The sequence below is a fragment of the Streptomyces sp. NPDC051561 genome (assembly GCF_044454195.1).
GTDB lineage: Bacteria > Actinomycetota > Actinomycetes > Streptomycetales > Streptomycetaceae > Streptomyces.
In genome coordinates this window covers 75,390-101,512 of the sequence record NZ_JBITDM010000016.1, presented here as the reverse complement: position 1 = coordinate 101,512, position 26,123 = coordinate 75,390, and the positions used below count along the sequence as shown (strand labels likewise).

Sequence of the window (26,123 nt, the reverse complement as noted above, 5' to 3'; positions counted from 1 at the left end):
CCGATGCTGATCGTCATTGCCCACCGGCCGCGGCAGACCGGATCGTCGTTGCGCAGCACCCTGGCCCAGGGGGTGGTGTCGGGGGTCGTGGAACGCATCCAGCTGTCCGAACTGACGCTGGGGCAGACCGCCGACCTGCTGTCCACCGAGGCCCGCAGCCGCCGCTCCGTCGACCTGTACCGCGAGAGCCAGGGTGTGCCGCAGTACCTGCTCGCGCTCGCCAACCCGGGCGACAAGGACGAGTTCGTCCAACTGGTGCAGACGGAGGCGGCCCTGCTGGGCCACGACGAGCGGCGGGTGCTGGAGGCAGCCGCCGTCCTCGACGGCCGCTTCGACGTCGCCGCGCTCGCCGTGGTGGCCGGACTGGAGCGGGCCAGGGTCTGCACCGCGGCCACCGTCCTGCTGGGCAGGGACCTCTTCCGCCGCGCCGAGCCGGCCTCGGTGATGGTCCTGCGGCACCCCCTGGTACGGGACGCCGTGTACGCGGAGACCGACGGCTGCTGGCGCCGAGAGGCGCACCGCCGCGCCATCGGCTACCTCCGCGGCTGCGGGGCGCCCCCGTCCGAACTCGCCCACCACGTGGCCGCCGCGCCGGACGGCGCGGACAGTGATGACCTGGACATCCTGCTGCGGGCCGCCGAGGAATCCCTGCCCGGCAGCCCGGAGCGGGCCATCACCTGGCTGGAGGCCGCCCTGCGCATGCCGCTGCCGCGTCGCCGGCGCGGCCTCGCGCTGATCGCCCTGAGCCGCGCCCTGTGCGTGGCCGAGCGTTTCGGGGACGCCATGCCCCACCTGCGGGAAGCGGTGGCGATGGGGGCCGCGCTGCCGGTGGAGACCTGGGTCAAGGCGGTGTCCCAGAGCGCCGCCATCGACACGCTGTTCGGCCGCTACTCGGAGGCCAATGCCACACTCGACGGAGCACTCGCCATGCTGGGCGGCCAACCCTCCCTGGAGGAGGTCGAGCTGCTCGTACGGCGTGGAGTGATCGGTCTGTACGACGGCGGCACCCTTGACACCGCGACGGTCGACCTGGCCGCCCGCCGCGCCGAGGAGTTCGAGTGCCACACCTCCACGGCCGCCGCGATGGCGCTGCGCGCCCTGAAGGCCACCTCGCTCGGCGATATCGAGACCGCGCTCAGTGCTCTGAAGACCAGCTCCGACTGCGTCGACAAGCTCTCCGACGCCGAAATCGCGCACAGCCCGGACTGCCTGGCCCTGCTGGGCTGGGCTCAGCTGAACGCGGCGCGCCTCGTCGATGCGGAGGCCACCATGCGCAGGGGGGTGGCGCTCGCCAAGGAGTTCGGCGGTACCAGCGCCCTGCCGCTGTTCCTGCTCGGCCTGAGCCTGGTCAACAACACGATGGGCCGCATCGGGGAGTCCCGGCGCGCGGCCATCGAGGTCAAGGAATGGGGACGCAGAGTCGGCGCCGAGCAGGTACGCGACTTCGGGCTCGCCCTGGAGGCCAACTGCGCGATCTGGCTGAGCCGCAGGAACGACAGCAAGCGGGCGGTCTCCCGAGCCCAGCGCCTCATCAAGGCCCTGCCGCCCAGGACGTACTGGTACAGCACGGGGGCGCTGATGTGCCTCGCCGCCGCCGTGGAGATGGGCGAGTGCAGCGAGTACTGCATGGCCCTGGTACTGGACGCCGGCGGCGGCGGCGCCCTGCCCAACTTCGTCCTGGCCCTGCGCGCGCAGTGCTTCGAGCTGCTCTGCGCGGCGGCGATCCTCCAGGGCAGCCCGTGGGCCGGGGAGTACGCCGAGCGGGCCGCCGCTGCCGCCGAGACGGTCGGCCTGCCGTACCAGCGGGCCTTCGCGCTCGCCGCACGGGGACACGCGCACCGGGCCGCGGGACGGGCCGAGGAGGCGGCCAACCACTACCGGGAGGCGGCGGACCTGTTCGCCGTGCACGGCGCGCTCGGATCGCAGGCCCGCGCGCTGACCCTCGCCGCCCAGTGCGCCTCTGCCGCGGGGAGCCCGGGCCGGGCGTCCGAGATGCTGCGCCCCGCCAAGGAACTCGCCATCCGGTGCGGGTCGCCCCTGCTGCTGGCCGACGTCGGCGCCGAGGAGAACGCCGTCGCCGACGCGGTACGCCAGAACGGGCTCGCCCCGGCCACGCATGTCACGACAGCCGGCGAGCCGGCGGCCAGGGGTGAACAGACCGTGACGGCCGGCCTCGACCTGTCCTGCCTGACGGACCGGGAGCGCGAGATCGCTCAGATCGCCGGAAGGGGATGCCGGACCAAGGAGATCGCCGAGCAGCTCTTTGTGAGCCCGCGCACCGTGGAGGTCCATCTCTCCCGGGTCTACCGGAAGTTGAACGTCCCTTCCCGCGCGGTGCTGGTCCGGCTGATGGCACGCGCAGCCTGACCGCGCCGCCCCGGCCGGCCGCCGTCGCCCCCGGGTACGTTGGCCGGCCGCCTGGACGCACCGGCCGAGGCCTGGCCCGCGGTGGTGGTGGCACTGCGCGAGACACCGGCGGGAAACGGCGCACACTGGCCCGCGTGCGGGCCCTCGTACCGGCCCGGACACGGCAACGGGCGGGTGCCGTCACCCCGTTACGGCACCCGCGCCGTCCACTCCTGCGTCGAGAACTTCGTCCGCGCCAGCTCCTCGGCCCGGGCCAGCTCCTGCTCGCCGACCTTGCCGTTCTCCAGCCCGTACCGTCCCCGGAACGACCCGATCATCCGCTCGATGACGGCCTCACGTGCCAGTCCCGTCTGCCGCCGCAGTGGGTCGACGCGCTTCTTCGCGCTTCTGGTGCCCTTGTCGGAGAGCTTCTCCTTGCCGATGCGGAGCACCTCCGTCATCTTGTCCGCGTCGATGTCGTACGCCATCGTCACGTGGTGCAGCACGGCGCCGCCCGCCTCGCTGACCATGCGCTTCTGGGCCGCGCCGGCGATCTTTCCGGCGTCGGTGGCGATGTCGTTGAGGGGCTGGTACCAGGCCTTCACGCCCATGTCGCCGAGCGCGCCGAGCACCCAGTCGTCCAGGTAGGAGTAGCTGTCGGCGAAGGAGAGGCCCTGGACGAGGGCGGTGGGGACGGAGAGGGAGTAGGTGATGGTGTTGCCCGGCTCGATGAACATCGCGCCGCCGCCGCTGATCCGGCGTACCACCTGAATCCCGTGACGTTCCGCGCCCGCCGGGTCGACCTCGTTGCGCAGCGACTGGAAGCTGCCGATGACGACCGCGGGGGCGCCCCATTCCCAGACGCGGAGGGTCGGCGGGCGTCGGCCGGCCGCGACCTCGGTGGTGATGACCTCGTCGAGGGCCATGTGCAGGGCGGGGGGCTGCGGGGCCTCGTGGATGAGCTGCCAGTCGTAGTCGGTCCAGTCGGTGGCGTGCGCGAGGGCGCGGCGGACCGCGACGGCGATGCCCTCCGAGGTGAGGCCGAACATCACGGTGCCCTCGGGGAGGGCCGCTTCGATACGGGAGGCCAGGCCGGCCGCGTCGGTGTCGACGGGGGCGCCCTCCAGGGCCCGGTTGATGGCGTCGATCGCCTCGTCGGGTTCGAGGAAGAAGTCGCCCGCGACCGTCACATTGCGCAGTGCGCCGCCCTCGACGTCCAGGTCGACGACGACGAGCTTGCCGCCGGGGACCTTGTATTCACCGTGCACCGTGCATCCTCCGAACGGATCAGGACGAACCGGAATGTTGTCCGTTGCGCCCCACAGTAACCGGATATAAAGCCTGTTCACAGCGGGGTCGTGAGGGGTCGGCAGTGCCGCTGCAACGAGTTCTGCAACAGATGCTGCAACCCGCGCAAGCACCATGAGTTCCGCGTCTGGTTGAGCGGGCAACAGTTGTCCGGCCGGCCGATGCGCATACCTACACCAAACGGGGAGCAACAAAGAATGCACATTCTCACCGGCGTGAACATGATGACCAAGGAACTCGTCCTGGTTCATGCGGAAGAGGACAAGCTGGTGACCTTCCCGCTGGAGAGCCTCGACGGGTGGCAGCCCGCCAGCCTCCAGCACTCGTGGATCGCGGCGGACGAGGAGACGGTCTACATCGCCACGGACGCCATCCCGCCCTTCAACGGGTCCATCGCCGTACTGCACCTGAACGGCATCGACTGGGACGGCGGCACCGCCGATGTGGAGTTACGGCAGATCGTCCCGCTGGACGTGGCCGGTACGCCGTCCGACATGCCGAACCTCAAACAGACCTCGCCGAAGCAGCCGATCATGCCGTGGACCCGGCCGCTCTACACCCAGACGCACGGCCCGACCTTCCTGCCGCGCTCGAAGTTCACCTACATCACGCACTACACGGACGACCGCGTGCGCGGATTCCGGATCAAGCCGGACGGCACCCTGGAACAGCGCGTGCTCCACACGGACCGCAAGCTGACCAGGCAGACCCACGGGGTGAACTTCAACCCCAGGGGCACCGTCGGGCTCGGTGTCGGATACGACTACGACATCGGTGAGGTACGCGTCTACCGGCCCGACCGGCACACCGGCAAGGTCGAGGCGACCCACGCGATCCCGCTGGGCACGGAACTCGAGTACGGCGCGTTCGCGCACTACGCCACCTGGATCGACAACCGCTACGCCTACATAGGGGCCATGCAGGTCGGATCCACGTCGCGGACGCCCCAGGGCGCCACGGTGGTCGGGCAGAGCGTCTGGCTGGTCGACACCGAACTGGACACCGCCGAATGCGTCATCGGGCCCACCCGTACGCCGGGCGGCGCCGGAATGTACCGGTCGCCCTCGGACCTGACGGTCGCCAAGGGCAAGCTGTACGTGGCGGAAGAGGACTCGTGGGGCCCGCAGTTCGACAGCCCCTTCAATTACGGGCGGGACGGCTACATCTCGATCTGGGACATCCAGGACCCCGTAAAGCCGAGCTTCCTCAAGCGGCTGCGCCCCGGCCGGGAACTGCCCTCGGACTTCCGCAACGCCCACACCGCCACCGCGATGGTGGACGAGGAGTCCGTGTTCATTTCCAGTTTTGTCAGCGACCACCTCATCCGTATCGACACCAATACGGACAAGGTCGCCAAGGTCTACGACTGCGACGACGGATTGATGATGTTCCACGGGGAGTTCGCCGCCGGGCGGAACCGTTGAACGGACGCGGTCGCAAAGGAGCTGAAGAGGAGTAGAACTCGTGATCATGGATGAGGGCCTGGACCCTCGTGCCGAGACCGACGATCTGTCCCACACCAAAATCATGCTTGAGCGGCTCGCGGTGAGCTGGCCCCGGCGGGCCTATGTCAAGAAGCAGGAACTGGAGCCGTTCTTCGAAACGGGCAAGGAGGACTTCCTCGAAAGCCTCCTGCCGTTTCGCGACATGCCGCAGTACCAGTCGTGCTCGCCGGAAATGAAGTCCCGGGTACTGAGCTGCGGTTGGCTCATGTACAACGCGAAGACCGTGCAGATCGAGACGGAGATCGTCAATCCGACCTGCCTCGACATCCTCGGGGGAACGATGCCGGGGCTGCGTTCCGACGATGCGCAGATGGCGGTCTGCGAGACCATGGTGGACGAGGTCTACCACGTACACCTGGTGGAGCAGGCGAGCCGGCTGACGCGCGGCCGCCGTGGGCTGGGTGACCTGGTGATTCCTCAGTTCAACCTGGTCAGCCACATGCGCGAGCGCCAGCAGCGGGCGGACGAGCCCTGGCAGGGGCGGATGATCCAGTTCGCCACGGCGGTGGTGTCGGAGATCTTCATCAGCGACTATCTCCATCTGCTCAGCGAAAGCCAGGAGATCCAGTCGTTCAACCGCATGACGGTGGCGGCGCACCGGCACGACGAAATGGTGCACAGTCCGCTGTTCATGTCCCTGGCGCAGCTGTTCTCACACGAGTTGACGGAAGGACAGCGGGCCGCCTTCGCCGACGTACTGTCCGAACCCGTGGTCTGGTTCGCGGACCGGGAGCTGGATGTCTGGCTTTCCATGCTGCGGCAGATCGGCTTCCCGAAGGCCGACGAGATGATCCGGGAATGCAGAAGTGCGGGCGCCGCCGATCTGACGTCGCTGAACTACTCGCAGATCGTCTCGCTGGCGCAAGAGATAGGCCTTCTGGAGTCGGCCGCGGCCCGCGACAGTTTCGCGCGGCAAGGGCTGATCGCCTGACCGGGGTCGTCCGGCCGAGAAGGCCCGGTGCACAGCGGAAGGGTGCGCCGGGCCGGTTCGTTCCACGTACGCGGCACCATCGGCTTCGGCGACAGCAGAATCAGCAATGGACGCAGCACACATGCAAATGAATGCTGCACCCACAGCAATGAAAACAGTGCGGGAGTAGGCAGGAAATGTCAGTTGACATCGCAGAGTTACCGGGGCCCGGGGCGCCCGGACCTTGTCAGGAATACACCACCTTTCTTCGCATCAGCGACCGGGAGCGGGCGGCCGACGGAGTGGTCACCCTTACCCTGGTCGATCCGGCCGGGCGGGAATTGCCCCGCTGGACACCGGGAGCCCACATCGACCTGATCCTGCCCGAGCTCGATCTCGTACGGCAGTACTCGCTGTGCGGCAGCCCGAGTGACCGTCACGCATGGCGTGTGGCCGTACTCCTCGAACCGAACGGCCGCGGCGGATCCCGCCATGTGCACCAGGAACTCGGCATCGGTGCGACCGTGCTGGTCCGCGGCCCCCGGAACCACTTCCGGCTGGAGCCGTCCCCCCGCTACCTCTTCATCGCGGGAGGCATCGGCATCACCCCGATCCTGCCGATGATCGCCTCGGCCGAAGCGGACGGCAGGGACTGGGAGCTGCTCTACGGCGGGCGCTCCCGGGCATCCATGGCCTTCCTCGACGAGCTGAGCGAGTACGGCGGCCGGGTACGCACCCATCCGCAGGACGAGGCCGGGCTGCTCCCGCTGGCGAAGGCATTGAACGCGCCACGCCGGAACTGCCAGGTGTACTGCTGCGGCCCCGAGCCACTGGTCGGCGCCGTGGAGACCCACTGCGCCGGATGGCCGGCCGGCAGCCTGCGGACGGAAAGGTTCGGGGCCCGGCCGGTGCAGCCCGAGGAGCAGAGCAGGGCCACCGCCTTCGAGGTGGTCTGCCGGCGCTCGGACCTGACCCTGTCCGTCGCACCGCACGAGTCGATCCTGGATGTGGCCGACCGGGCGGGCGTACGGACGTTCGCGGCCTGCCGCGAGGGGATCTGCGGGACCTGTGAGACCAGCGTCATCGAGGGTGCTCCCGACCACCGGGACTCCATCCTCAGCGATCGGCAGCGGGCATCGGGCGAGAGCATGATGATCTGCGTCTCCCGGGCCGGCGGTCCCCGGCTCGTGCTGGACCTCTGAGGGCCTGTGCCCGAACGGCCCCCACGGGCCCCAGTTCACAGAACCACCACCGGCCGCAGTGGTCCGGTGAACCAGCGAATCCCGAGGATGATCGAGATGACTGAAGCTGTGGCGATCCGGCACGTCGCCTTCGAGGACCTGGGCTCCTTCGAGCAGGTACTGAGGGAGCGGGACATCGACGTGACGTACGTGGAGGCCGGACGGGGGTGGCTCCTGGAACAGGTCGCATGGCGCTCCCCGCAGTTTCTCATCGTCCTGGGCGGTCCGATGGGGGCGGGCGAGACCGACGCGTATCCCTTCCTGGAGGAGGAGCTGGCGCTGATACGGGCCCGACTGGCCCGCGAGGAACCCGTACTCGGCATCTGTCTGGGCGCACAGCTGATCGCTGCCGCGCTCGGTTCCAAGGTCTGTCCGGCGGAGGCGAAGGAGATCGGCTGGGGCCCGGTCGAACTGTCCGAAGCGGGGGCCGGATCGCCGCTCGCCGAGCTGGACTCACCGGTGCTGCACTGGCACGGCGACACCTTCGACCTGCCGGCGGGGGCGACCCATCTCGCCTCCACGCCGGTGTGCGCGAACCAGGCCTTCGCGGTCGGAAGCTCCACCCTGGGGCTGCAGTTCCATGCGGAGGCTCCCGGCAACGACATCGAGTCCTGGCTCATCGGCCATGCTCATGAGATCTCGCAGGCCCCAGGAGTGTCCGTCCAGCAGCTCAGGGCGGACACGCACCGGTACGCGAACCGGCTGGCGCACCGGAGCCAACGCTTCCTCAACCGCTGGCTCGACGGTGCACTGAAGTAGTGGCTGGCACCTTCTCGGCCCCGCGCCCCTGGGGTGAGAGCAGATACGGACCGCCACGTACACCCCCTCATGAGGCGGAAGCGCCGCCTCATGACCGGGATTTTGCCATCCCCGGGGATCGCCAGACACGGCGCAGACGTCTTTCCTGAGGAGTGACGCGGAAGGCCTCCGGTACGAGAGCCGCCGGATCTGTCCACGTCCGAAGAGCCGTGGCGGTCGACCGGGGTGGCACGACCCTCTCCTGCTGCGCCTCGGACGAGTCATGGGTGCGGGGCGGGCCGCGGCACCGGCAACGGCCGGTGCGGGGGCCGCCCCAGGTTTCCGGCGGAGGTGGTGCCGGTTGGGTTGAGGACGACTGTCACGGGGGTGGCGTCGATGGACGAGCAACTGAGGTCCGGAACGCTGTGGTTCGATCTGCTCGGACCGTTGCGGGTGTGGCGCGACGGGGAGGAACTGGACGCGGGGCCGGTGCAGCAGCGGGTGATGCTCGCCGTACTGCTGCTGCACGCCAACCGGCCGGTTTCCCGGGGGAAGTTGATCGAAGCGGTATGGGGTACCGCGGCGCCGGGGCGGGCGGTGAACCTGCTGCAACGGCACGCCGCCGGGCTGCGCAGGGTGCTGGAACCCGGGCGGCAGGCCCGGGCGCCGTCACGGCTGCTGAAGTGGACCGAGGCCGGGTACGTGCTGACGGTGCCGGCCGGCGGGGTGGACTTGGACGTACTCACCGAGCAGATGGAACGGGGGCGGTCCGCCAGGGCCGCCGGAGACCTCCCCGCGGCCGCCGAAGAACTGCACGCCGCGTTGAAGCTGTGGCGGGGCAGGCTCTGCGAAGGGCTGGCCAGCCCGCTGCTCGACGCCGAGCGGGACCGGTTGGAGGAGCACCGGCTGGGGGTGCTGGAGGAGCGCGTCGAACTCGATCTTGCCCTCGGCGCCGATGCGGACCTCGTCGGCGAACTCCGCAGGCTGATCGCCGCGCATCCGCTGCGCGAGCGGCTGCACGGACTGCTCATGCGGGCCCTGCACCGGGCCGGCCGGCAGGCCGAGGCCCTGAAGGCGTACCAGGAGGCACGCCGACTGCTCGCCGATGAGCTCGGTATCGAGCCGGGCGCCGAACTGCGCCGCGTCCACGAACAGATCCTGGCCGCCGACGCCGCCCTGGACCCGCCCACCACCGCCGACCCGTCCCCCGAGGACGGCCGCCACCCCTACGGCGTGGAGCCGCGGCGGCCCGAGAAGCGGGTGCCAGGCAGTCGGAGGCCCGGCAACCAAGGGCCTGGCCAACACCGGCCCGGCAGTCAGACGCACGGCAACAATGCCCGCGCACGGCAGACGTCCGCCGAGCAGGCGCCCGCCAGGGAGCCCCCCGCCCACCAGCCCCCCGGCAACCTCCCCACGGAGCTCACCAGCTTCGTGGGACGTCAGCATGAACTCGACCGGCTGCACGCCCTGTTGGCGACGCACCGGCTCGTGACACTCACCGGCGTCGGCGGCGTGGGCAAGACCCGTCTCGGGCTGCGCGCCGCGCTGAACCTCCAGCCGGCCTTCCGCGACGGCGTATGGCTGGTCGAGCTGTCCGGGCTCTCCGACCCGGGACTCGTCGCGCACGCCGTGGCCACGGCACTCGACATCCACTACCAGACGGGCCGTGCACCACTGGTCTCCCTGATCAGACATCTCAGGGACCGGGAGGTCCTGTTGGTGCTCGACGACTGCGAACACCTCCTGCACGCCTGTGCCGTGCTGGTCGACACCCTGCTCCGGGCGGCCACCCGCCTACGGGTCGTCGTCACCAGCCGGCAGCCGCTGGCCATCGACGGTGAACACCTCTTCCCGGTCGCGCCGTTACGGGTACCACCGGACGCCACGCATGCGCGCGAAGTACCGCCGGGGCCCGCGTCCGGCGCGTACTGCGCGCCCGACGACGAGGACACCGCCGCCCTCACCCTGTTCGCGCACCGGGCACGCGCCACGGTTCCCTGCGGGTTCCCGATGTCGCCGGAGACCACGGAGACCGTGACCCGCATCTGCCGACGGCTCGACGGCATCCCACTGGCAATCGAGCTGGCGGCGGGACGCCTGCGGACGCTGTCTCCCGAACAGCTGCTGGCCCGCCTCGACGACCGCTTCCGGGTCCTGACGACGGCCCGGCCCACCGCGCTGCCCCGTCACCAGACGCTGCAGGCGACGGTGTGCTGGAGCTTTCACCTGTGCACGGATGACGAGCGGCTGCTCTGGGCACGGCTGTCGACCTTCACCGACACCTTCGACCTGGAGGCGGCGGAGTCCGTCTGCGCCGGTGCGGATCTCCCGACCACGGAGATCCTCGACCTGGTCGAAGGGCTCGTCGACAAGTCGGTGCTGATCCGCGAGGAATCGGAAGGGGACATCCGATTCCGGCTCCTGGAGACGCTCCGTGAGTACGGGCGGACCCAGATCGGTGACGCCGGGCTGCGGACCGCGCTCCGGCGCCGCCACCGCGACCACTACCTGGCACTTGCCGAGCGGGGTGAGTCGCAGTGGTTCGGATCCGGCCAGGAGGAATGGGCCGGCCGGCTGCGCTCCGAGCACGCCAACTTCCGGGAGGCGCTCGGCTTCTCCCTCACCACACCGGGTGAAGCCCTGACCGGAACCCGGCTGGCCGCCGCGCTGTACTCCTTCTGGGTCGCCTGCGGCTATGTGGAGGAGGCGCAGCGCTGGCTCGACCGCGCACTGCGCCTCTGCGTCGCCCCGACACCCGAGCGCGCCAAAGCCCTCTGGGTGATGAGCCGCATCGCCTATCTGCGCGGGGACATCGCCGAGAGCGTCGCCAGGTCCGCGGAGTGCCGCGAACTCGCCCGACGGCTCGGCGACGACGTGGCCATGGCCCACGGCACCCACATGGCGGGCACCGCCGCCCTGCTCCGCGACGAACCCCGACACGCGCAGCTCCTGCTGGAGGAGGCCGTCGGCCAGTACGCCGCGCTCGGCGACACCAACAGCATGGTGATCATGGCCCAGTCCCAACTCGCCCTGGCCCACGTCTTCCTGGGGGATTCGGGCCGGGCGGTCGAACTCTGCCGGAAGGCGCGCAGCATCTGCCGTGCGCACGACGAGCAGTGGACCCTCGCCTACGCCCTCTACGTTCAGTCCTTCGCCGAGTGGGCCGGTGGCGACCGGGCCGCGGCAGCCCAGCACGCGAAGCAGTGCCTGCGCATGAAGCGCGACTTCCGGGACCGGCTGGGGATGGCGATGATCGTCGACCTGCTGGGCTGGATCGCCGCCGCGGACGGCCGGGGCCGACGGGCGGCCGTGCTGCTCGGGGCGGCCGAAGAGGAGTGGAACACCATCGGAGTTCCCTGGTTCGGCTCGGTGTACTGGCGGGCGCCGCACAACGAGGGGGAGCGGCGTGCGCGGGAAGCCCTCGGTTCCGACGCCTTCGAGGCGGCCGCACTCCGGGGCGCCCGGCTCGCTCCGGAGGAAATCGTCGCGTCCGCCCTGGAGGGATGCGGCTGACCTCGCCAAGTGATCGAACGGTGAAGCATTATGGCCCGATGACTGCGACTGAGCCCGAGGCTGCCCCCGCATCCGTTCCCGCATCCGACTCCGCGCTGCTGCTGGTCGACCTGATGCCCCGCATCCTCGCGCTGTCCCTCGCCCCCTACGCGGGTGAGCTGGTGTTGCGGCGGTGCCGCGCGCTGGCCGCCGACTTCCGGTCCCAGGGGCTGCCCGTGGTGCAGATCAGGGTGGACCGGCCGGGCGTCGACGAACAGCCGCCGGGCAGCGGGTTCGCCGAGGAACTGGTCGAACCCTCCGACGTGGTGGTGGTCAAGCAGACCCTGGGCGCGTTCCAGGACACCGGTCTGCACGAGGAGTTGGTGAAGCGGGGCGTGCGCAGGGTGGTGGTCGCCGGACTGGTGACGACCATGGGCGTGGAGTCCACCGCGCGGGCCGCGCTCGACCTGGGGTACGAGGTGGAGTTCGTCGCCGACGCCATGTCCGCGTTCGCCGCCGACGAGCAGGACTTCACCGTGGAACGGATCTTCCCCCGGCTCGGTACGGTGCGGAACGCGGCCGCGTACCGCCCGCTGCCCTTCGTCCCCGCCGACTTCGTCATACCGCGCACTCTGGACGCCGGAGAGTTCCGGCTCGAACCGCTCGGTCCCGAACACAACGAGCAGGACCGCGCCGCTTGGGGCGACAGCGTCGAACACATCCGCAACACCCCCGGCTTCGACGGTAGTTGGCCGCCCGCGGAGGGGATTTCCCTGACGGACAACCTTCGCGACCTGCACCGGCACGCCCGCGACTTCGAGGACCGCAGAGGGTTCACCTTCACCGTCCTCGACGCTTTGACCAGCACGGTGATCGGGTGTGTGTACGTCTACCCGGACCGGGAGGACCCGAGGACGGCCGACGTCTCGTCGTGGGTGACCGCGGAGCGGGCCGCGCTGGACGGCCGGGTGGTCGAGGTGGTGGGCGACTGGCTGGACAGGTCCTGGCCGTTCGGCGCCCTCTCCTATCGCTGAGGCGCCCCGCCCCCTGATCCCGCCCCCCCTGATCCCGCCCCCCTGATCCCGCCCGCGTCCGCCGGAGCGAACACCGCCCATTACCGGGGACCCGGCCTAGACCTGGTCCTGTGTTCCACCGGGGAGTGACCGGGCGTTGGCCAGCTGTCGGAGGGGCGTGCTTTGCTGGACGCATGATCGAGAATGTGCTTGTCCACCAGGTCGAAGCGGCTGTGCGCAAGGCCGCCGCCGACGAGATCATGCCGCGCTTCCGGCAGCTCGCCGCGCACGAGGTGCTGGAGAAGAACGGTCCGCACGACCTGGTCACGGTCGCCGACCGGGCCGCCGAGGAGCACCTCACCGCCGCGCTCACGGCCCTGCTGCCCGGGTCCGTGGTCGTCGGCGAGGAAGCGGTCCACGCGGACCCGTCCCGGTACGACGCGATCCGGGGTGACGCTCCCGTCTGGATCGTCGACCCGGTCGACGGGACGCGGGAGTTCGTGCGGGGCGACGACGGCTTCTGCACGCTGGTGGCGCTGGTACGGGGCGGGATCGTTCAGGCGTCCTGGACCTACGCGGCGGCCAGGGACCGGATGGCGGTGGCGGTACGGGGCGAGGGCGCCCGCCTGGACGGGGCGCGGTTGCGGGCGGGCTCACCGGAGCCGGGGGCCCCGCTGCGGGTCGCCATGTCGCATCCCGACTACACGACGCCGGAGCAGAAGCGGGCGCTGCTGGGGCTGCGGGCGGCGGGGGTCGCGGCGCGGCCGTGCGGGTCGGCGGGGCTGGAGTATCTGGCGGTGGCCAGTGGGGAGTTGGAGGCCGTCGCCTTCAGCTGGGAGCTGGCATGGGACCACGCGGCGGGGCTGCTGCTGGTGGAGGAGGCGGGGGGCACGGATCTGACGCTGACGGGGGAGCGGTACCGAATCGTCGGGGGCAACGCACTGCCGTTCACCGCGGCGCGGGACGCGCGGACGGCACAGAGGGTGCGGGGGCTGCTGGCGGCTGACGGGGGGAGGGCGTAGGGGGCGGTCGTCCTACAGGGCGCGGGCGCTGGGGTGGGCGCGGGCGTTGGGGTGGGCGCTGGCGTGGGCCGGGGTCTGTCTGCACGGGCCGGGGTGCATGGGCCGGTCCGGGGCTCGCCCGGCGAGTGGTGGCGCCTGCGCGGGCATGCCTGCCTATGGGGTCCCGTCCAGCAGCAGCCCCGCCAGTACGTGCCGCGCCTTTTCGCCCATGGTGGCGTTCACCGTACGGTACGCGCGGAGCTCGTTCAGGGCGATGGAGAGGGCCCAGCCCCTGCCGCGCTCCCACTCGGCCTCGTCCGCGCCCGACTCCGTGCGGAAGGCGTCGCGGGCGGCCGGGGTCAGCAGGTACCAGGCGGCGATGAGGTCGACCGCGGGGTCGCCGAGGCCCATGCAGCCGAAGTCGATGACGGCGGTCAGACGGCCGTCTGCGACCAGGACGTTGCCGGGCTGGAGGTCGGCGTGGAGCCAGACCGGGGAGCCGGCCCGGCCCGGGGCGCGGCGCGCCCGGTCCCAGACGCGCAGAGCCGCCGCCGGGTCGATCGTTGAGGCCAGGGCCGCGATCGCGTCGCGCGTGGAGGCATCACGGTCAGCGAGTGTCTCGCTGCGGAACGACGCCGGAGCACCGGCCGTGCCGAGGGCGTGCATCGCGGTGGTGAACGCCGCCAGGTCCTTGGCCAGGGACTCGCCCCCGCTCACGACGTCCGGATTCACCCCCTCCAGCCAGCTGTAGACACCCCACGGGAGGGGGAAGGAGGAGGACGGCTCGCCCATGGCCAGGGGCGAGGGGATGGCCACGGGAAGGTCCGGGGCGAACCTCGGCAGCCAGTGGCGGTCCTTGACGATGTCCTCGGCCGCCCCGGCGTCCCGGGGAAGACGTACCACCAGATCCGCACCCAGCCGGAACATCGTGTTCGCCGTGCTCTGGGCCCCGGCGGCCGCGACGGGCAGCGCGGCCCACTGCGGGAACTGGTCACGCAGCAGCTCACGTACCAGAGCTGCCTGCGAGTCGTCGGACGTCATGGCGGCCTTCCGGGCGGGAGTGGCGGGGGATCACCGTAGCGACCCCAACCCCCCTCAGAACAACAGGTTTTCCTCCCGCGCCCCGCCCTCGAACGCCAGCAGCCGCCGCTTGCGGTCCAGGCCGCCGCCGTACCCCGTCAGGCTGCCGCCCGAGCCGATCACCCGGTGGCAGGGGACCACGATGCCGATCGGGTTCTTGCCGTTGGCGAGGCCGACCGCCCGGGAGGCACCCGCCTTGCCGAGCTGGTCGGCGAGCTGACCGTACGAGCGGGTCTCGCCGTACGGGATGGTCAGCAGCTGCTCCCAGACGGAGCGCTGGAAGGGGGTGCCTTCGAGGTGGAGCGGGAGGGTGAACTCCGTCAACTCGCCCTGGAAGAAGGCATTCAGCTGCTCGATGACCTCGGGGAACGGTTCGTCGTCCCGGTCGCCGAAGGTCTCCGGCGCGGGCCGGTGGCGCTGGTCGACCATATAGAGCGCGGAGAGGACGCCATCGGTGGCGACCAGGGTCAGCGGATCGTACGGGCTGTCGATGACGGTGTGCTGCTTGAGCGGTGACATGCGCCAACTCCTTTACGAGGGAAGGGTTTACGAGGGAAGGAGATTGATGGGGTGGGTGTCGGTCGCCCACAGATACTGCACGGCATACGCCCGCCACGGCCGCCACTGCGCGGCCCGCGCGGTGAGCGCCGCCGGAGTGTGCGGCAGCCCCAACTCCTGGGCCGCGCGCCGGATTCCGAGGTCGGAGGGCAGAAAGGCATCCGGGTCACCGAGCGCCCGCATCGCGATCAACTCCGTCGTCCACGGCCCGAAACCGGGCAGCTCCAGCAGCCGCGCACGGGCCTCGTCCCAGTCGCTGTCCAGGTCGAGCTCCAGGGAGCCGTCCGCGAGTGCGCCGACCAGCGTGGTGAGAGTGGTGCGGCGGCTGCGGGGCAGGGCGAGCGACTCCGGGTCCAGGGCGGCCAGCGCCTGGGGGGTCGGGAAGAGATGGGTCAGGCCGCCGCCCGCCGGGTCCTCGACCGATTCCCCGTGCGCGGTCACCAGCCGTGCCGCGTGGGTGCGCGCCGCCGCCGTCGACACCTGCTGGCCGAGGACCGCCCGTACGGCGAACTCGGCGGCGTCCGTCGTACGCGGCACCCGGCGCCCCGGTGCCTTGTCCACCAGCGGTGCCAGCAGCGGATCCGCGCACAGCCGCTCGTCCACCGCCACCGGGTCGGCGTCCAGGTCGAGCAGCCAGCGGCACCGGCTGATCGCCTGGGTGAGGTCGCGGAGGTCGGTGAGGGAGAGCAGGCAGGCGATGTGGTCGGGCTGCGGGGTGAGGGTCGCGATGCCGTGGCCGTACGGGAGGCGCAGGGTGCGCCGGTACGAGCCGTCGCGCCACTCCTCCACCCCCGGCACCCCGGTCGCCGCCAGGTGCCCGAAGAGGTTCGACGGCTCCAGCGGCGCCCGGAACGGCAGCCGCAGTGCGATCGCTCCCGGTGTCTGCGGCAGATTCTGCCGCCCGCGCGCCCGCAGCTCGCTGGGGGAGAGGGCGAAGACCTCGCGGACCGTGTCGTTGAAGGTACGGATCGAGGAGAACCCAGCGGCGAACGCGATGTCCGCCATCGACAGCCCGGTCGTCTCGACCAACAGCCGTGCGGTCTGAGCCCGTTGGGCCCGCGCCAGAGCCAGCGGCCCGGCCCCCAGCTCGGCGAGCAGCTGCCGCTCGATCTGCCGGGTCGAGTACCCCAGCCGCCTGGCCAGCCCGGGCACTCCTTCCCGGTCCACCACCCCGTCCCGGACCAGCCGCATCGCCCGCGCCACGACATCCGCCCGCGCGTTCCACTCCGGCGACCCCGGGCTGGTGTCCGGCCGGCACCGCTTGCAGGCCCGGAACCCGGCCTGCTGACAGGCGGCCGCGCTCGGGTAGAACGTCATGTTCTGCGGCTTGGGAGGCACCACTGGGCAGCTGGGCCGGCAGTAGATCCGAGTGGTCAGGACGGCCGTGAACACCCAGCCGTCGAACCGTGCGTCCTTGGACTGCACGGCCTGTACGCAGCGCTCGGTGTCGGTGTGCATCGTGGAAGGCATGACCTAAGAATGCGGCACCCGAGACAGCTGTCGCTGGCGGAAATCCGACATCGACGTGCTGTGGCCAGGCAACGACCCAGCACCGGTCGGCAGACCCTTGTTCACCACGACATCGACGTGCGGGGAGGTGATGTCGCCCTGACCAGCGTGAGTTGCAGGTGCGTCATACCGGCGTCCCCAGTGTCCTCAGCAGTTCGGGGAGTGCGGTGCCGATGGGCTCGCGGAGCACGGAATCGGCGCGGTCGTCGAACGGGGTCGGCTCGGCGTTGACGATGATCAGCCGGGCCCCGTTGTCGGCGGCCAGCCCCGGCAGGGTCGCGGCGGGGTACACCTGCAAGGACGTACCCACCGCGATGAACACCTCGCACCCCTTGGTGATCGCGACGGCCTCCGCCACCACCCGGTCGTCCAGATGCTCACCGAACAGCACCGTCGACGACTTCAGAATCCCCCCGCACTTCGCGCACGCCGGGTCACTCTCCCCCGCCTCGACCCGGGCCACCGCTTCCGTCATCGGCGTGCGCACCCCGCAACCCGTGCAGGTCACCGAACGTGCGCTGCCGTGCAGCTCGACCACCTTGCGGGCCGGGAGCCCGGCCGCCTGGTGCAGCCCGTCCACGTTCTGGGTGATCACCCGCACGGCGATGCCGTGCCGCTGGTCCAGCTCCGCGATCGCACGGTGGGCCGCATTCGGGGAGGCATCGAGAAGGGTGCGGTCCCGCCGGACCTGCCAGGCGCGGCGCCGGATCTCCGGATCGTTCATGTAAGGGCCGTAGGTGGACAGCTTCTCGGCCTCGGGGTCGCGTACCCACACACCGTTCGGCCCCCGGTAGTCCGGGATGCCGGAGTCGGTGGAGATACCGGCGCCGCTGAGGAATGCCACGAGTGTCATGCGGCAGAGGTTAGGCCGGGGAGCGTGGGCGGGGCGACTGGATTCGGGGCGTCCTGCCGCTCACGCCGGCATCTCCAGCTGTGAGTCGACCAGCGCGTCACCCGTCTCCGTGCGGTAGTAGAGCACCGACCGGCCCGCTCTCCGGCGGTGCACCAGACGGGCGTCGAACAGCACTTTCAGGTGGCGGCCCACGGAACCCAGGGCGAGGCCGGTCAGGGCCACCAGCTGGGTGGTGCTCTTGGGGGAGTCGAGGAGTACGAGGATCTGAGAGCGGGCGGGGCCGAGCAGGGCGGCCAGGGCGTGCGGGGCCGGGGGGCCGCTCGGTTCGGTCAGGGCGCCCGTGCAGGGGTACGTCACCGCGTACCGGTGCCGGCCCTCCCAGGAGACCCAGCACGCGGGGAAGCTGACCGGGACGAACAGCAGGCGTGCGCCGGAGATCTCGCGGGGCGGGTGGTCGTGGGTGTTGATCTGGAGGCGGTCGCCGCCCAGCCAGCGCATGCCCGGCCGCATGTCGTCCAGGGCCGCCGCCCAGCCGCCCCGGCTCAGCTGGGTGGTCCTGGCGACGATGTCCGCCTCCAGCACCCGGCGCCGGCGCGGCCACTGTGGCAGCACCGTCTCCTGCCACACCCACTCCAGCATCCCGGCGGCACGCTCGCCCAGGTCGGTGCGGTGCAGGACGGCGGGCGGCGGTCCGCCGAGCGCGACCGCCAGATCGTCGAGGACGGCATCAGCGGGGGCGGCCCGCACCCGGTCCAGCTCCTGCTCGAAGGTCTGGCTGTTGCCGTCGGCGAGCGGGGTCGGGGTGATGAAGTCGGCGTTCCAGGTGGGGCGGAGGGCGGCGCCCAGGAGGAGGGCCGTGACCGGGTCGTCGGCGAGCCGCGCGCGGAAGCCGGGGAGATGGGTGTCGCGCCAGGCGCGCTCGCCCGGGTGGGAGAGGGGCAGCCCCGGATGATGCAGCACCTGAAGGCTCGAAATGGCCTCCGCGAGGGGTGAGACGAGGAACTTCCCGCGCGCGAGAGTGTCCGCGTTGACCTGCCACCAGCCCATCCGCCGCCCCACCTTCAGCCCTGGCCCGCCGCTCCGGCCTTTCGCCCCCACGCGAAACATTAACGGCGCCCCCGCCCCCGCGCCCACACTCCACGCCATGCGCACCTACCGCGAGCTGTTCCGGCAACCCGAGTTCACGCCGCTGTTCCTCACCGTCTCCATGAAGTCGGCGGCGCAGACCGTCTCCGGTCTCGCCCTCGGCATCCTCGTCTACGACCGGACCGGGTCACCCCTGCTCTCGTCGCTGGCCATGTTCGGGCCCTCGCTCGCCCAACTGGTGGGTGCCACCACTCTGTTGTCCGCCGCCGACCGGCTGCCACCGCGTGCCACCATCGCCGGACTGGGCCTGACCTTCGCCGTCGCCACGGCCGTCCAGGCGATCCCCGGACTCCCGGTCGGGGCCGCCTTCGCGGTGCTCCTGGCGCTCGGAGTCCTCGCCTCGCTCGGTGGCGGCGTCACCTACGGGCTGCTCAACGAGATCCTCGAACGCAGGGGCTTCCTGATCGGCCGCTCCGTGATGAACATGTCCAACGGCGTCATGCAGATCTGCGGATTCGCCCTCGGCGGCGTCCTCGTCCAGGCGCTCTCGGCACGCGGCGCCCTCCTGACCGGCGCCGGCCTCTGGCTCGTCTCCGCGCTGGTCGCCCGCTTCGGGCTGGCCCCCCGCCCCCCGCGTGCCACCGGCCGCCCCTCGGTCGCCGAGACCTGGCGCACCAACGCGCTGCTCTGGTCCTCGAAGCCGCGCCGCTACGTCTACCTCGCGCTGTGCGTGCCCAACGGGCTGATCGTCGGCTGCGAATCCCTCTACGTACCGTACGAGCCGCAGCAGGCGGGCCTCCTGTTCGCTTTCGCGGCGGCCGGGATGCTGATCGGCGACACCGTCGTCGGGCGCTTCGTCCCACCGGCCTGGCGCGCCAAGGGCGGTTCCCTGCTGCGGCTGCTGCTCGCGGTCCCGTATCTGATCTTCTTCCTGAACCCGGCGCTGCCGCTCGCCCTTGCCGCCGTACTCGTCGCCTCCATCGGCTTCGCGGCCACCCTGCTGCTCCAGGAACAGCTGGTGGCCCTCACCCCCGACGAACTCGGCGGGCACGCCCTGGGACTGCAACTCTCCGGCATGCTCACCATGCAGGGAGTGGGTGCGGCGCTGGCCGGCGGCCTCGCCCAGTTCACCTCACCGGCCACCGCGATGACCGTGATGGCGGCGGCCTCGGTGACGGTCACCCTGGCACTGGAACGGGGGCTGCGACAGGGGCGTACGACCGCAGAGCAGACCCGGGACCACGCAGGCGCCCCCAGGGCCACCACCTGACCCCCGCCACAGCCTGCGTCCGGCACCGGCTCCCCACCCGCGACTCAACCGATCTCGCCCACCCGTCGCCCGTCCACCAGTTCCACCGCGCCCGCCCCGTCCGCCAGCGCCGCGAGACCCGCCAGGATCCGATCGCCCAGCGAACCCAGCGCATACGTCCGCACCTCGTCCACCGGCACCAGCTTCCAGGACAGCAACTCCTCCTCCTGAAGGCTGATCGCCGCCAGCCGCTCCGCGTCCAGCACCCCGCCGTCGTACAGATAGGCGGCGATCGGCGGCCGGTGCGGGCTCCGCACCCAGTCGACGACGAGCAGCTGACCCAACTCGACGTCCAGGCCGATCTCTTCGCGCGTCTCGCGCCCCGCCGCCTGCCGGGGCGTCTCCCCGGTGTCGGACTCGATGGTGCCGCCGGGCAGCGCCCAGCCCTTGCGGTAGTTGGGCTCCACCAGCAGAACCCGGCCCTCCGTGTCACGGAACAGGGCGGCCGCTCCGGCCAGCACGCGGGGGAGCGAGGCGATGTAGGTGGCGTAGTCCTGGATCTCCTGGGTCACCCGGCCAGCGTAGGCGCACCGTGTGTACGCTCGCTCGCGATCGTCCGCGATCACCTCGGGGGAGTGGGACATGGGAGCGCACATGCTGGTGGACTTCGGGCGGGAAGAACTGGGCGGGGTGCTCGCCGAGGCCGGTGTCACCCGCACCGACGAGGCCTCCCTGGAGGCGGTGAGCGGGCTGTGGCACCACGGCACCCGCCGCTTCCTCACCGAGGTCGGCCTGCCGTGCGAGGCCCCGCTGATGCGCTTCGACCTGGACGGCGAGCTGCGCCGGCGCGACGGCGCACTGGAGATCGGTCACTTCACGTTCTTCCCCGGCGGCATGCACATCGTGGTGCGGCCGATGACGGGACAGGTGTACGTCGACGACGCCGGCACCCGCAGCCTGCTCGCCTCCGACCTCTCCTCCCTGGTCCACCTCTGTGAACTGGTCGCCCTGCTCGACCCCAACGAGGGCCGCTACGCCCGCCACCGCACCCCGTGCGGCCCCGGCACGGTCGCCGGAATCCAGCGCTCCATGCTGGAACTCGTCGGTGACACCGACCCCGCCCTCCTCGACACCGCCGAGGACATCCACCCGTACTGGCGCACCGCGATGACCGTCCGCGCGCTCGCCTGGATCGCCGGACCCGGCGAGGACGGACTCGCCTTCGACCTGTCCAGCGGCTTCCTGGAGGACGAGTTCGGGCCGCAGGAGATCCAGCGGTACGAGGACGAAGCGCTGCCCGCACTCCTCACCCACGAACCCACCCGCCGCTTCCTGCGCACCCACGGCATCGTCCGGGACGCCGGGCCCCTCGTGCCGAGGCAGGACCCCGTGCCGTGGGCCGACGAGGGCCGGGGACTCGACTCCCCGCCCCGCGCCGGCCGCATGGTCGACTTCGGCCACATCATCGAGGACACCGACCTCCTGATCGAGGGCGACACCGGCCGCCTCCACGGCTGGCACAGCGACTCGGTGCTCCGGCAGGTCAACAGCGATGTCTCCGCTCTCGCCTTCACCTCCTGGGTCTTCCCGCAGATCCGCAGGCTCGACGCACTGCACCAGTTCGCCGAACGGCACCACGAAATGGCCGCCGCGACCTTCGACGCACTCCTCGCGTCGGTCGATCCGTTCGCGGTCGACGGGCCCGCCGAGCGGGTGGGGGAGGGGGCCGACGAGGCAAACGAGGAGGACGACGAGCGCTGGGGCGTCTGGTCGCAGTTCGCCGACGACGAGGTGCTCCAGGCGATGAACGCGCCCTGGACGACCGACGAGGCGCCCCTGCGCGTCGGGTACGACCGGCAGCGCGCCGAGGCGACGTACGACCCCGAGGACCTGATCCGGGCGGACGACCTCCCCGCCGGGATCGGCCACGGCCCCAGCCGCACCTTCCTCACCGAGGTGGGCCTGCCCCGCGAGGCTCCGCTGCTGCGCTTCGGCCCGGACCTGGCGGAGATCCTCCCCGGCCTCTTCCGGCTGGGCCACCTCCCGTACCGGCAGCACTCCCCGTACGTCGTCGTCCTGGAGGGCGGCACCGGGCGCGTCTGGATCGGCCAACTGCCTTCCCGCCAGGATCAGTTCGACCTCCACCATCGTGAGCTGTTCGCCTCCGACCTGTCCACCCTCGCGTACCTCACCGAGGCCCTGACCCGGATGCGGCCCGACACCGGGCCGTACGCCCGTGACCGGGTGGTCTGCGGGCCCGAGGTGGTGGCGGGGCTCCAGCAGGCGATGCGGGAGGTGATCCGGGAGTGCGATCCCCGGCTGCTCCAGGTGGACGACGGGGTCTCGGCGTTCTGGCGGCACATGACGCTGATCAGGCCACTGCTCTGGATCGCCGGGCCGGGGCCCGACGGGCTGGCCTTCGATCTGCGGGCACAGGAGCTGGGGGCGCAGCTCTCCCACCCGAACGCGTTCGTCGCCGCCTATACGCAGGACGACCTGCCCGGCGTACTCACGCACGCGCCCACCCGCCGCTACCTCCAGGAGACCGGCCTCGCACACCACGGCACGGCGTTCATCGAGCCCGACACCGGCCGGCTGCCCACGGTGGCGGAGCTGTACGACACCGACTACGGGGACCCGGAGTCCGCGTTCGAGGTGGACCACGGCTACGACGCCGAGTACTACCCCCGCCCGCCCGACGCCGAAAAGCTGCTGCGTCTCGCCTACCTCGCCGAGGACCGCGCCATGCTGATGGAGGCGGCCACCGGCAGGCTGTACGTGCGAGACATGGACTCCGGTCTGGAAGGGCCCATGAACGCCGACCTCTCGGCGTACAACTTCTGCCACTGGATGACCTCCAGGATCGGCGAACTCCACCAGGAAGGGCACCTCGAAGGCCCCTACCGGGCCCTGCTGGAGGCCGCGCTCGACACCCTCGCGACGGTGGACCCGCAGGCGTGCGCGCAGAGCGGGGACAGCTATCCGTTCTGGCCGAACTACCTGGGGGAGGACCAGATCACGCCCCTGACGGGCCGTACGGGCTCACCCACTGGATGACGTCCCGGCTGCTCGCGCCCTCCACTGGAGAAGGGAGAGCTCGCGTCTCGACTCCCTGGCCCTCCTTCACCGGCGTAACGTCAGTCAGCCGCCCGTCAGTCGTCCGTACGCGACTTCGCCGCCCGGCGCAGTCGCGGATGCCGTTTCTCGGTGCTCTGTTCGGTCATGGCGTCGCCGACCATCGCTCGCACCGCGTCCCGCAGGCCGTGCAGTGCCTGGTGGCGGGCCGGGCCCGCGCCCGGGTCCTCGCGGAGTTCCTTGAGCAGGGCCCAGCAGAGTCCCAGCATCACCAGGACGAAGGGCAGGGCGACCAGAATCGTTGCCGTCTGGAGGGAGTTGAGGCCGCCCGCGACGAGCAGCCCGGCCGCGACCGCCGCCATCAGCACGCCCCACAGGACCACCAGCCAGGTCGGCGGGTGCAGTGCCCCCTTGCTGGTCAGCGAACCCATCACCAGGGACGCCGAGTCGGCACTGGTGACGAAGTACGTCATCACCAGCAGCATCGCGATGCACGAGGTGACGGTCCCGATCGGCAGCGCGTCCAGCATCGCGAACAGCGAGGCCTCCGCCCCGTCCTCGACCGAACTCGCCAGATCGGCGACGTTCGTCTGGTCGAGCCGGATCGCCGAACCGCCCATCACGCAGAACCAGACGACGGTCGCCCCGCTCGGCACCAGCAGCACACCGATCAGGAACTCGCGGATCGTACGGCCCCGGGAGATGCGCGCGATGAAGGTGCCCACGAACGGCGCCCAGGAAAGCCACCACGCCCAGTAGAAGATCGTCCACGCGCCCAGCCAGTCCCTGTCGACGAAGGCGCCCGTCCTGGTCGCCATCGGGAGCAGCTGGTCGAGATAGCCGCCCACGGCCGCCGGGACGGCGTCCAGGATGTAGACGGTCGGGCCGAGCACGAAGACGAACAGCATCAGACAGGCGGCCAGCACGAGGTTGATCGTGCTGAGCCACTTCACGCCCTTGTGCAGGCCGGAGAAGGCGGAGAGCACGAAGGCCGCCGAGAGCGAACCGATGATGATCAGTTCGACGCCGGTGGTGTCCTTGAGGCCCGTGACGATGTTGAGGCCCTTGGCGACCTGGAGAGCGCCCAGGCCCAGGCTGGTCGCCGTACCGAAGACGGTCGCGAACACCGCGAGCAGGTCGATCAGTTTGCCCTGCCAGCCCACCGCGCGCCGTTCGCCGAGCAGCGGCACGAAGGCCGAGCTCAGCCTGTTGCCCCGGCCCTTGCGGAAGGTCGCGTACGCCAGGGCGAGCCCGGCGATGCCGTAGATGGCCCACGGGGTGAGCGTCCAGTGGAAGAAGGAGTACTCCAGGGCGGAGCGGGCGGCTTCACCGGTGCCGGCCGCCGCGCCGGAGCCGGGGGGCGGGGTGAGGTAGTGCTGGAGCGGCTCGCCCACGCCGTAGAACATCAACCCGATGCCCATGCCCGCGCTGAACATCATCGCGATCCAGGCCAGATTCGTGAACTCCGGCTCCGAGTCGTCCTTGCCGAGCCGGATCCTGCCGAACCTGCTCAGGGCGATGAACAGGCACATCAGCAGGAAGACGTCGGCCGCGATGACGAAGAGCCAGGCGAAGTTGTCGAGGACCCAGGCGAGGGCGCTGGACGACGCGCTCTCGAACGAGTCCTTGCCGAGGAAGGCCCAGACGACGACGGCCGCCACGGTGAGCACGCCGACGACAATGACCGTGATGTCCGGACTGTCGTCCTGGAGTGGGCCGTCGGGCGCGGTGTCCAGCTGGGGTGGATCGAGGGATTCCGTACTCATGCCGCACACCTTATGGTGCGTCATGTCGTGATATGGGGGGTTGGCGCGCCCTCGGAAGGGGTGAGTGCGGGCCAGATGGCCATGGGCAGGGGGTGGGTGTGCCGGATATGGTCGGGGCGGCGCGACTGCCTGTTCGAAAGCAAGGGATGCATGGTGGCGGACGGAGCAGTAAACAAAGCAGTTGAGGGTACGGAGACGGGCCCGCTCGCGGGACCGGCAACGGGCCCCGGGGGTGGCGGGGCACATGTGCTCGTCGCCGCCGACAAGTTCAAGGGCTCGCTGACGGCGGTACAGGTCGCCGAGCGGGTCACCGCGGGGCTGCGCAGGGCGGTGCCCGGTGTGGTCGTGGAGTCCCTCCCGGTCGCCGACGGCGGCGACGGAACGGTGGCGGCGGCGGTGGCCGCGGGCTTCGAGCGCCGGGAGGTACGGGTCACCGGACCGCGCGGCGAGGGCCTGACGGCGGCGTACGCCTTCCGTGAGGCGGACGGCACGGCGGTGGTGGAGATGGCGGAGGCCTCCGGCCTCCAGCACCTCCCGCCGGGTGTGTTCGCGGCGCTGACGGCGACGACGTACGGCTCGGGCGAGCTGCTGCGGGCGGCGCTGGACGCGGGCGCGAAGACGATCGTCTTCGGCGTCGGCGGCAGTGCGACGACGGACGGCGGTGCCGGCATGCTGGCCGCGCTGGGAGCGCGGTTCCTGGACGCGGGGGGCGAGCCGGTCGGGCCCGGGGGCGGACCGCTCGCCTCGGTGGCGACCGTCGACCTCTCCGGACTCGACACACGCTTCGGCGCCGGGGTCGATCTGGTCCTCGCCAGCGACGTGGACAACCCGCTGACCGGGCCCAAGGGCGCCGCGGCGGTCTACGGCCCCCAGAAGGGCGCCTCCGAGGCCGATGTGGCCACGCTGGACGCCGCCCTCGGGCACTTCGCGTCGGTGCTCGGACCGGCGGCGGGCGGCCCCGATGTGGCCGACTCCCCGGGCGCGGGCGCCGCGGGCGGCATCGGCTACGGGGCGCTCACCGCGCTCGGGGCCCGCTTCCGCCCCGGCATCGAGGTCATGCTCGACGTCCTCGGCTTTGCCCCCGCCCTGGCCAGGGCCACCCTCGTCATCACCGGCGAGGGCTCCCTGGACGCCCAGACCCTGCACGGCAAGGCCCCCGCCGGCGTGGCCTCGGCGGCCCGCGCCCAGGGCATCGAGGTCGTCGCGGTCTGCGGCCGCCTGGCCCTCCCCGCCGAGGAACTGGGCCGCGCGGGCATCCGCCGCGCCTACTCCCTGACCGCCATCGAACCCAACCCCGAAAAGAGCATGGCCAACGCGGGCCCCCTCCTGGAACAGGTCGCAGAACAAATCGGCCACGACTTCCTCAAGTAGCCACCGACGCGGGCTCCCCCGG

Annotated in this window: 19 protein-coding genes; 11 read left to right on the top strand and 8 right to left on the bottom strand. The window is 71.2% G+C overall.

Annotated features, from left to right (window positions below; translation table 11 throughout):
• Window positions 1–3: 3 nt before the first annotated feature.
• Window positions 4–2,367: a LuxR C-terminal-related transcriptional regulator gene (locus ACIA73_RS29230; protein ID WP_399441877.1), complete on the top strand. Its 2,364-nt coding sequence runs from the start codon at window positions 4–6 to the stop codon at window positions 2,365–2,367.
• Between the two features lie 188 nt (window positions 2,368–2,555).
• Here ACIA73_RS29230 and ACIA73_RS29225 read toward each other — a convergent pair whose 3' ends face one another.
• Window positions 2,556–3,614, bottom strand: a complete 1,059-nt coding sequence (locus ACIA73_RS29225) for a lipoyl protein ligase domain-containing protein (protein WP_399441797.1) — start codon at window positions 3,612–3,614, stop codon at window positions 2,556–2,558.
• Window positions 3,615–3,851: 237 nt separating this feature from the next.
• Here ACIA73_RS29225 and ACIA73_RS29220 point away from each other — a divergent pair, with 237 nt between their 5' ends.
• The 7 genes from ACIA73_RS29220 (at window position 3,852) to ACIA73_RS29190 (ending at window position 13,575) form a co-directional block, all read left to right on the top strand.
• Window positions 3,852–5,078, top strand: coding sequence for a hypothetical protein (locus ACIA73_RS29220; RefSeq protein ID WP_399441796.1), 1,227 nt, complete (start codon window positions 3,852–3,854; stop codon window positions 5,076–5,078).
• A 46-nt stretch (window positions 5,079–5,124) separates the two neighbouring features.
• Window positions 5,125–6,090, top strand: a complete 966-nt coding sequence (locus ACIA73_RS29215; RefSeq protein WP_399441876.1) for a diiron oxygenase — start codon at window positions 5,125–5,127, stop codon at window positions 6,088–6,090.
• A 176-nt stretch (window positions 6,091–6,266) separates the two neighbouring features.
• Entirely contained in the window at window positions 6,267–7,271 is a 1,005-nt protein-coding gene (locus tag ACIA73_RS29210) for a PDR/VanB family oxidoreductase (RefSeq protein WP_399441795.1), read from the top strand.
• A 96-nt stretch (window positions 7,272–7,367) separates the two neighbouring features.
• Complete coding sequence (locus ACIA73_RS29205; RefSeq protein WP_399441794.1) at window positions 7,368–8,069, top strand: glutamine amidotransferase; 702 nt, start codon at window positions 7,368–7,370, stop codon at window positions 8,067–8,069.
• A gap of 375 nt (window positions 8,070–8,444) precedes the next feature.
• Window positions 8,445–11,561, top strand: coding sequence for an AfsR/SARP family transcriptional regulator (locus ACIA73_RS29200; protein WP_399441793.1), 3,117 nt, complete (start codon window positions 8,445–8,447; stop codon window positions 11,559–11,561).
• Between the two features lie 38 nt (window positions 11,562–11,599).
• Window positions 11,600–12,574 (top strand): isochorismatase family protein, encoded by a 975-nt coding sequence (locus ACIA73_RS29195; protein ID WP_399441792.1) that lies wholly within the window; start codon window positions 11,600–11,602, stop codon window positions 12,572–12,574.
• A gap of 173 nt (window positions 12,575–12,747) precedes the next feature.
• Window positions 12,748–13,575 (top strand): inositol monophosphatase family protein, encoded by an 828-nt coding sequence (locus tag ACIA73_RS29190; protein ID WP_399441791.1) that lies wholly within the window; start codon window positions 12,748–12,750, stop codon window positions 13,573–13,575.
• Between the two features lie 153 nt (window positions 13,576–13,728).
• Here ACIA73_RS29190 and ACIA73_RS29185 read toward each other — a convergent pair whose 3' ends face one another.
• The 5 genes from ACIA73_RS29185 to ACIA73_RS29165 all read right to left on the bottom strand — a co-directional run bounded on the left by ACIA73_RS29185 (window position 13,729) and on the right by ACIA73_RS29165 (window position 18,601).
• Complete coding sequence (locus ACIA73_RS29185) at window positions 13,729–14,595, bottom strand: aminoglycoside phosphotransferase family protein (protein WP_399441790.1); 867 nt, start codon at window positions 14,593–14,595, stop codon at window positions 13,729–13,731.
• 54 nt (window positions 14,596–14,649) lie between these two features.
• Window positions 14,650–15,153, bottom strand: coding sequence for a methylated-DNA--[protein]-cysteine S-methyltransferase (locus ACIA73_RS29180; protein WP_399441788.1), 504 nt, complete (start codon window positions 15,151–15,153; stop codon window positions 14,650–14,652).
• A gap of 27 nt (window positions 15,154–15,180) precedes the next feature.
• Complete coding sequence (locus ACIA73_RS29175; RefSeq protein ID WP_399441875.1) at window positions 15,181–16,650, bottom strand: AlkA N-terminal domain-containing protein; 1,470 nt, start codon at window positions 16,648–16,650, stop codon at window positions 15,181–15,183.
• Between the two features lie 175 nt (window positions 16,651–16,825).
• Window positions 16,826–17,554: an SIR2 family NAD-dependent protein deacylase gene (locus ACIA73_RS29170; protein ID WP_399441787.1), complete on the bottom strand. Its 729-nt coding sequence runs from the start codon at window positions 17,552–17,554 to the stop codon at window positions 16,826–16,828.
• 60 nt (window positions 17,555–17,614) lie between these two features.
• Entirely contained in the window at window positions 17,615–18,601 is a 987-nt protein-coding gene (locus ACIA73_RS29165; RefSeq protein ID WP_399441786.1) for an ArsR family transcriptional regulator, read from the bottom strand.
• Between the two features lie 97 nt (window positions 18,602–18,698).
• Between ACIA73_RS29165 and ACIA73_RS29160 the strand changes: the two genes are divergently transcribed.
• Window positions 18,699–19,910 carry an MFS transporter gene (locus ACIA73_RS29160; protein WP_399441785.1) on the top strand — a complete coding sequence of 404 codons (1,212 nt, stop codon included), beginning with the start codon at window positions 18,699–18,701 and terminating at the stop codon, window positions 19,908–19,910.
• Window positions 19,911–19,954: 44 nt separating this feature from the next.
• On the opposite strand, the gene ACIA73_RS29155 is transcribed toward ACIA73_RS29160, so the two are convergent.
• Window positions 19,955–20,461 (bottom strand): NUDIX domain-containing protein, encoded by a 507-nt coding sequence (locus ACIA73_RS29155; RefSeq protein WP_399441784.1) that lies wholly within the window; start codon window positions 20,459–20,461, stop codon window positions 19,955–19,957.
• A gap of 70 nt (window positions 20,462–20,531) precedes the next feature.
• Between ACIA73_RS29155 and ACIA73_RS29150 the strand changes: the two genes are divergently transcribed.
• Window positions 20,532–22,946 carry an SUKH-4 family immunity protein gene (locus ACIA73_RS29150; protein ID WP_399441783.1) on the top strand — a complete coding sequence of 805 codons (2,415 nt, stop codon included), beginning with the start codon at window positions 20,532–20,534 and terminating at the stop codon, window positions 22,944–22,946.
• Between the two features lie 95 nt (window positions 22,947–23,041).
• On the opposite strand, the gene ACIA73_RS29145 is transcribed toward ACIA73_RS29150, so the two are convergent.
• Window positions 23,042–24,730 carry a BCCT family transporter gene (locus ACIA73_RS29145; protein WP_399441782.1) on the bottom strand — a complete coding sequence of 563 codons (1,689 nt, stop codon included), beginning with the start codon at window positions 24,728–24,730 and terminating at the stop codon, window positions 23,042–23,044.
• Window positions 24,731–24,976: 246 nt separating this feature from the next.
• Between ACIA73_RS29145 and ACIA73_RS29140 the strand changes: the two genes are divergently transcribed.
• A complete protein-coding gene (locus tag ACIA73_RS29140) occupies window positions 24,977–26,101 on the top strand; it encodes a glycerate kinase (protein WP_399441781.1) in 1,125 nt (374 codons plus the stop codon).
• The last annotated feature ends 22 nt before the right edge of the window (window positions 26,102–26,123 follow it).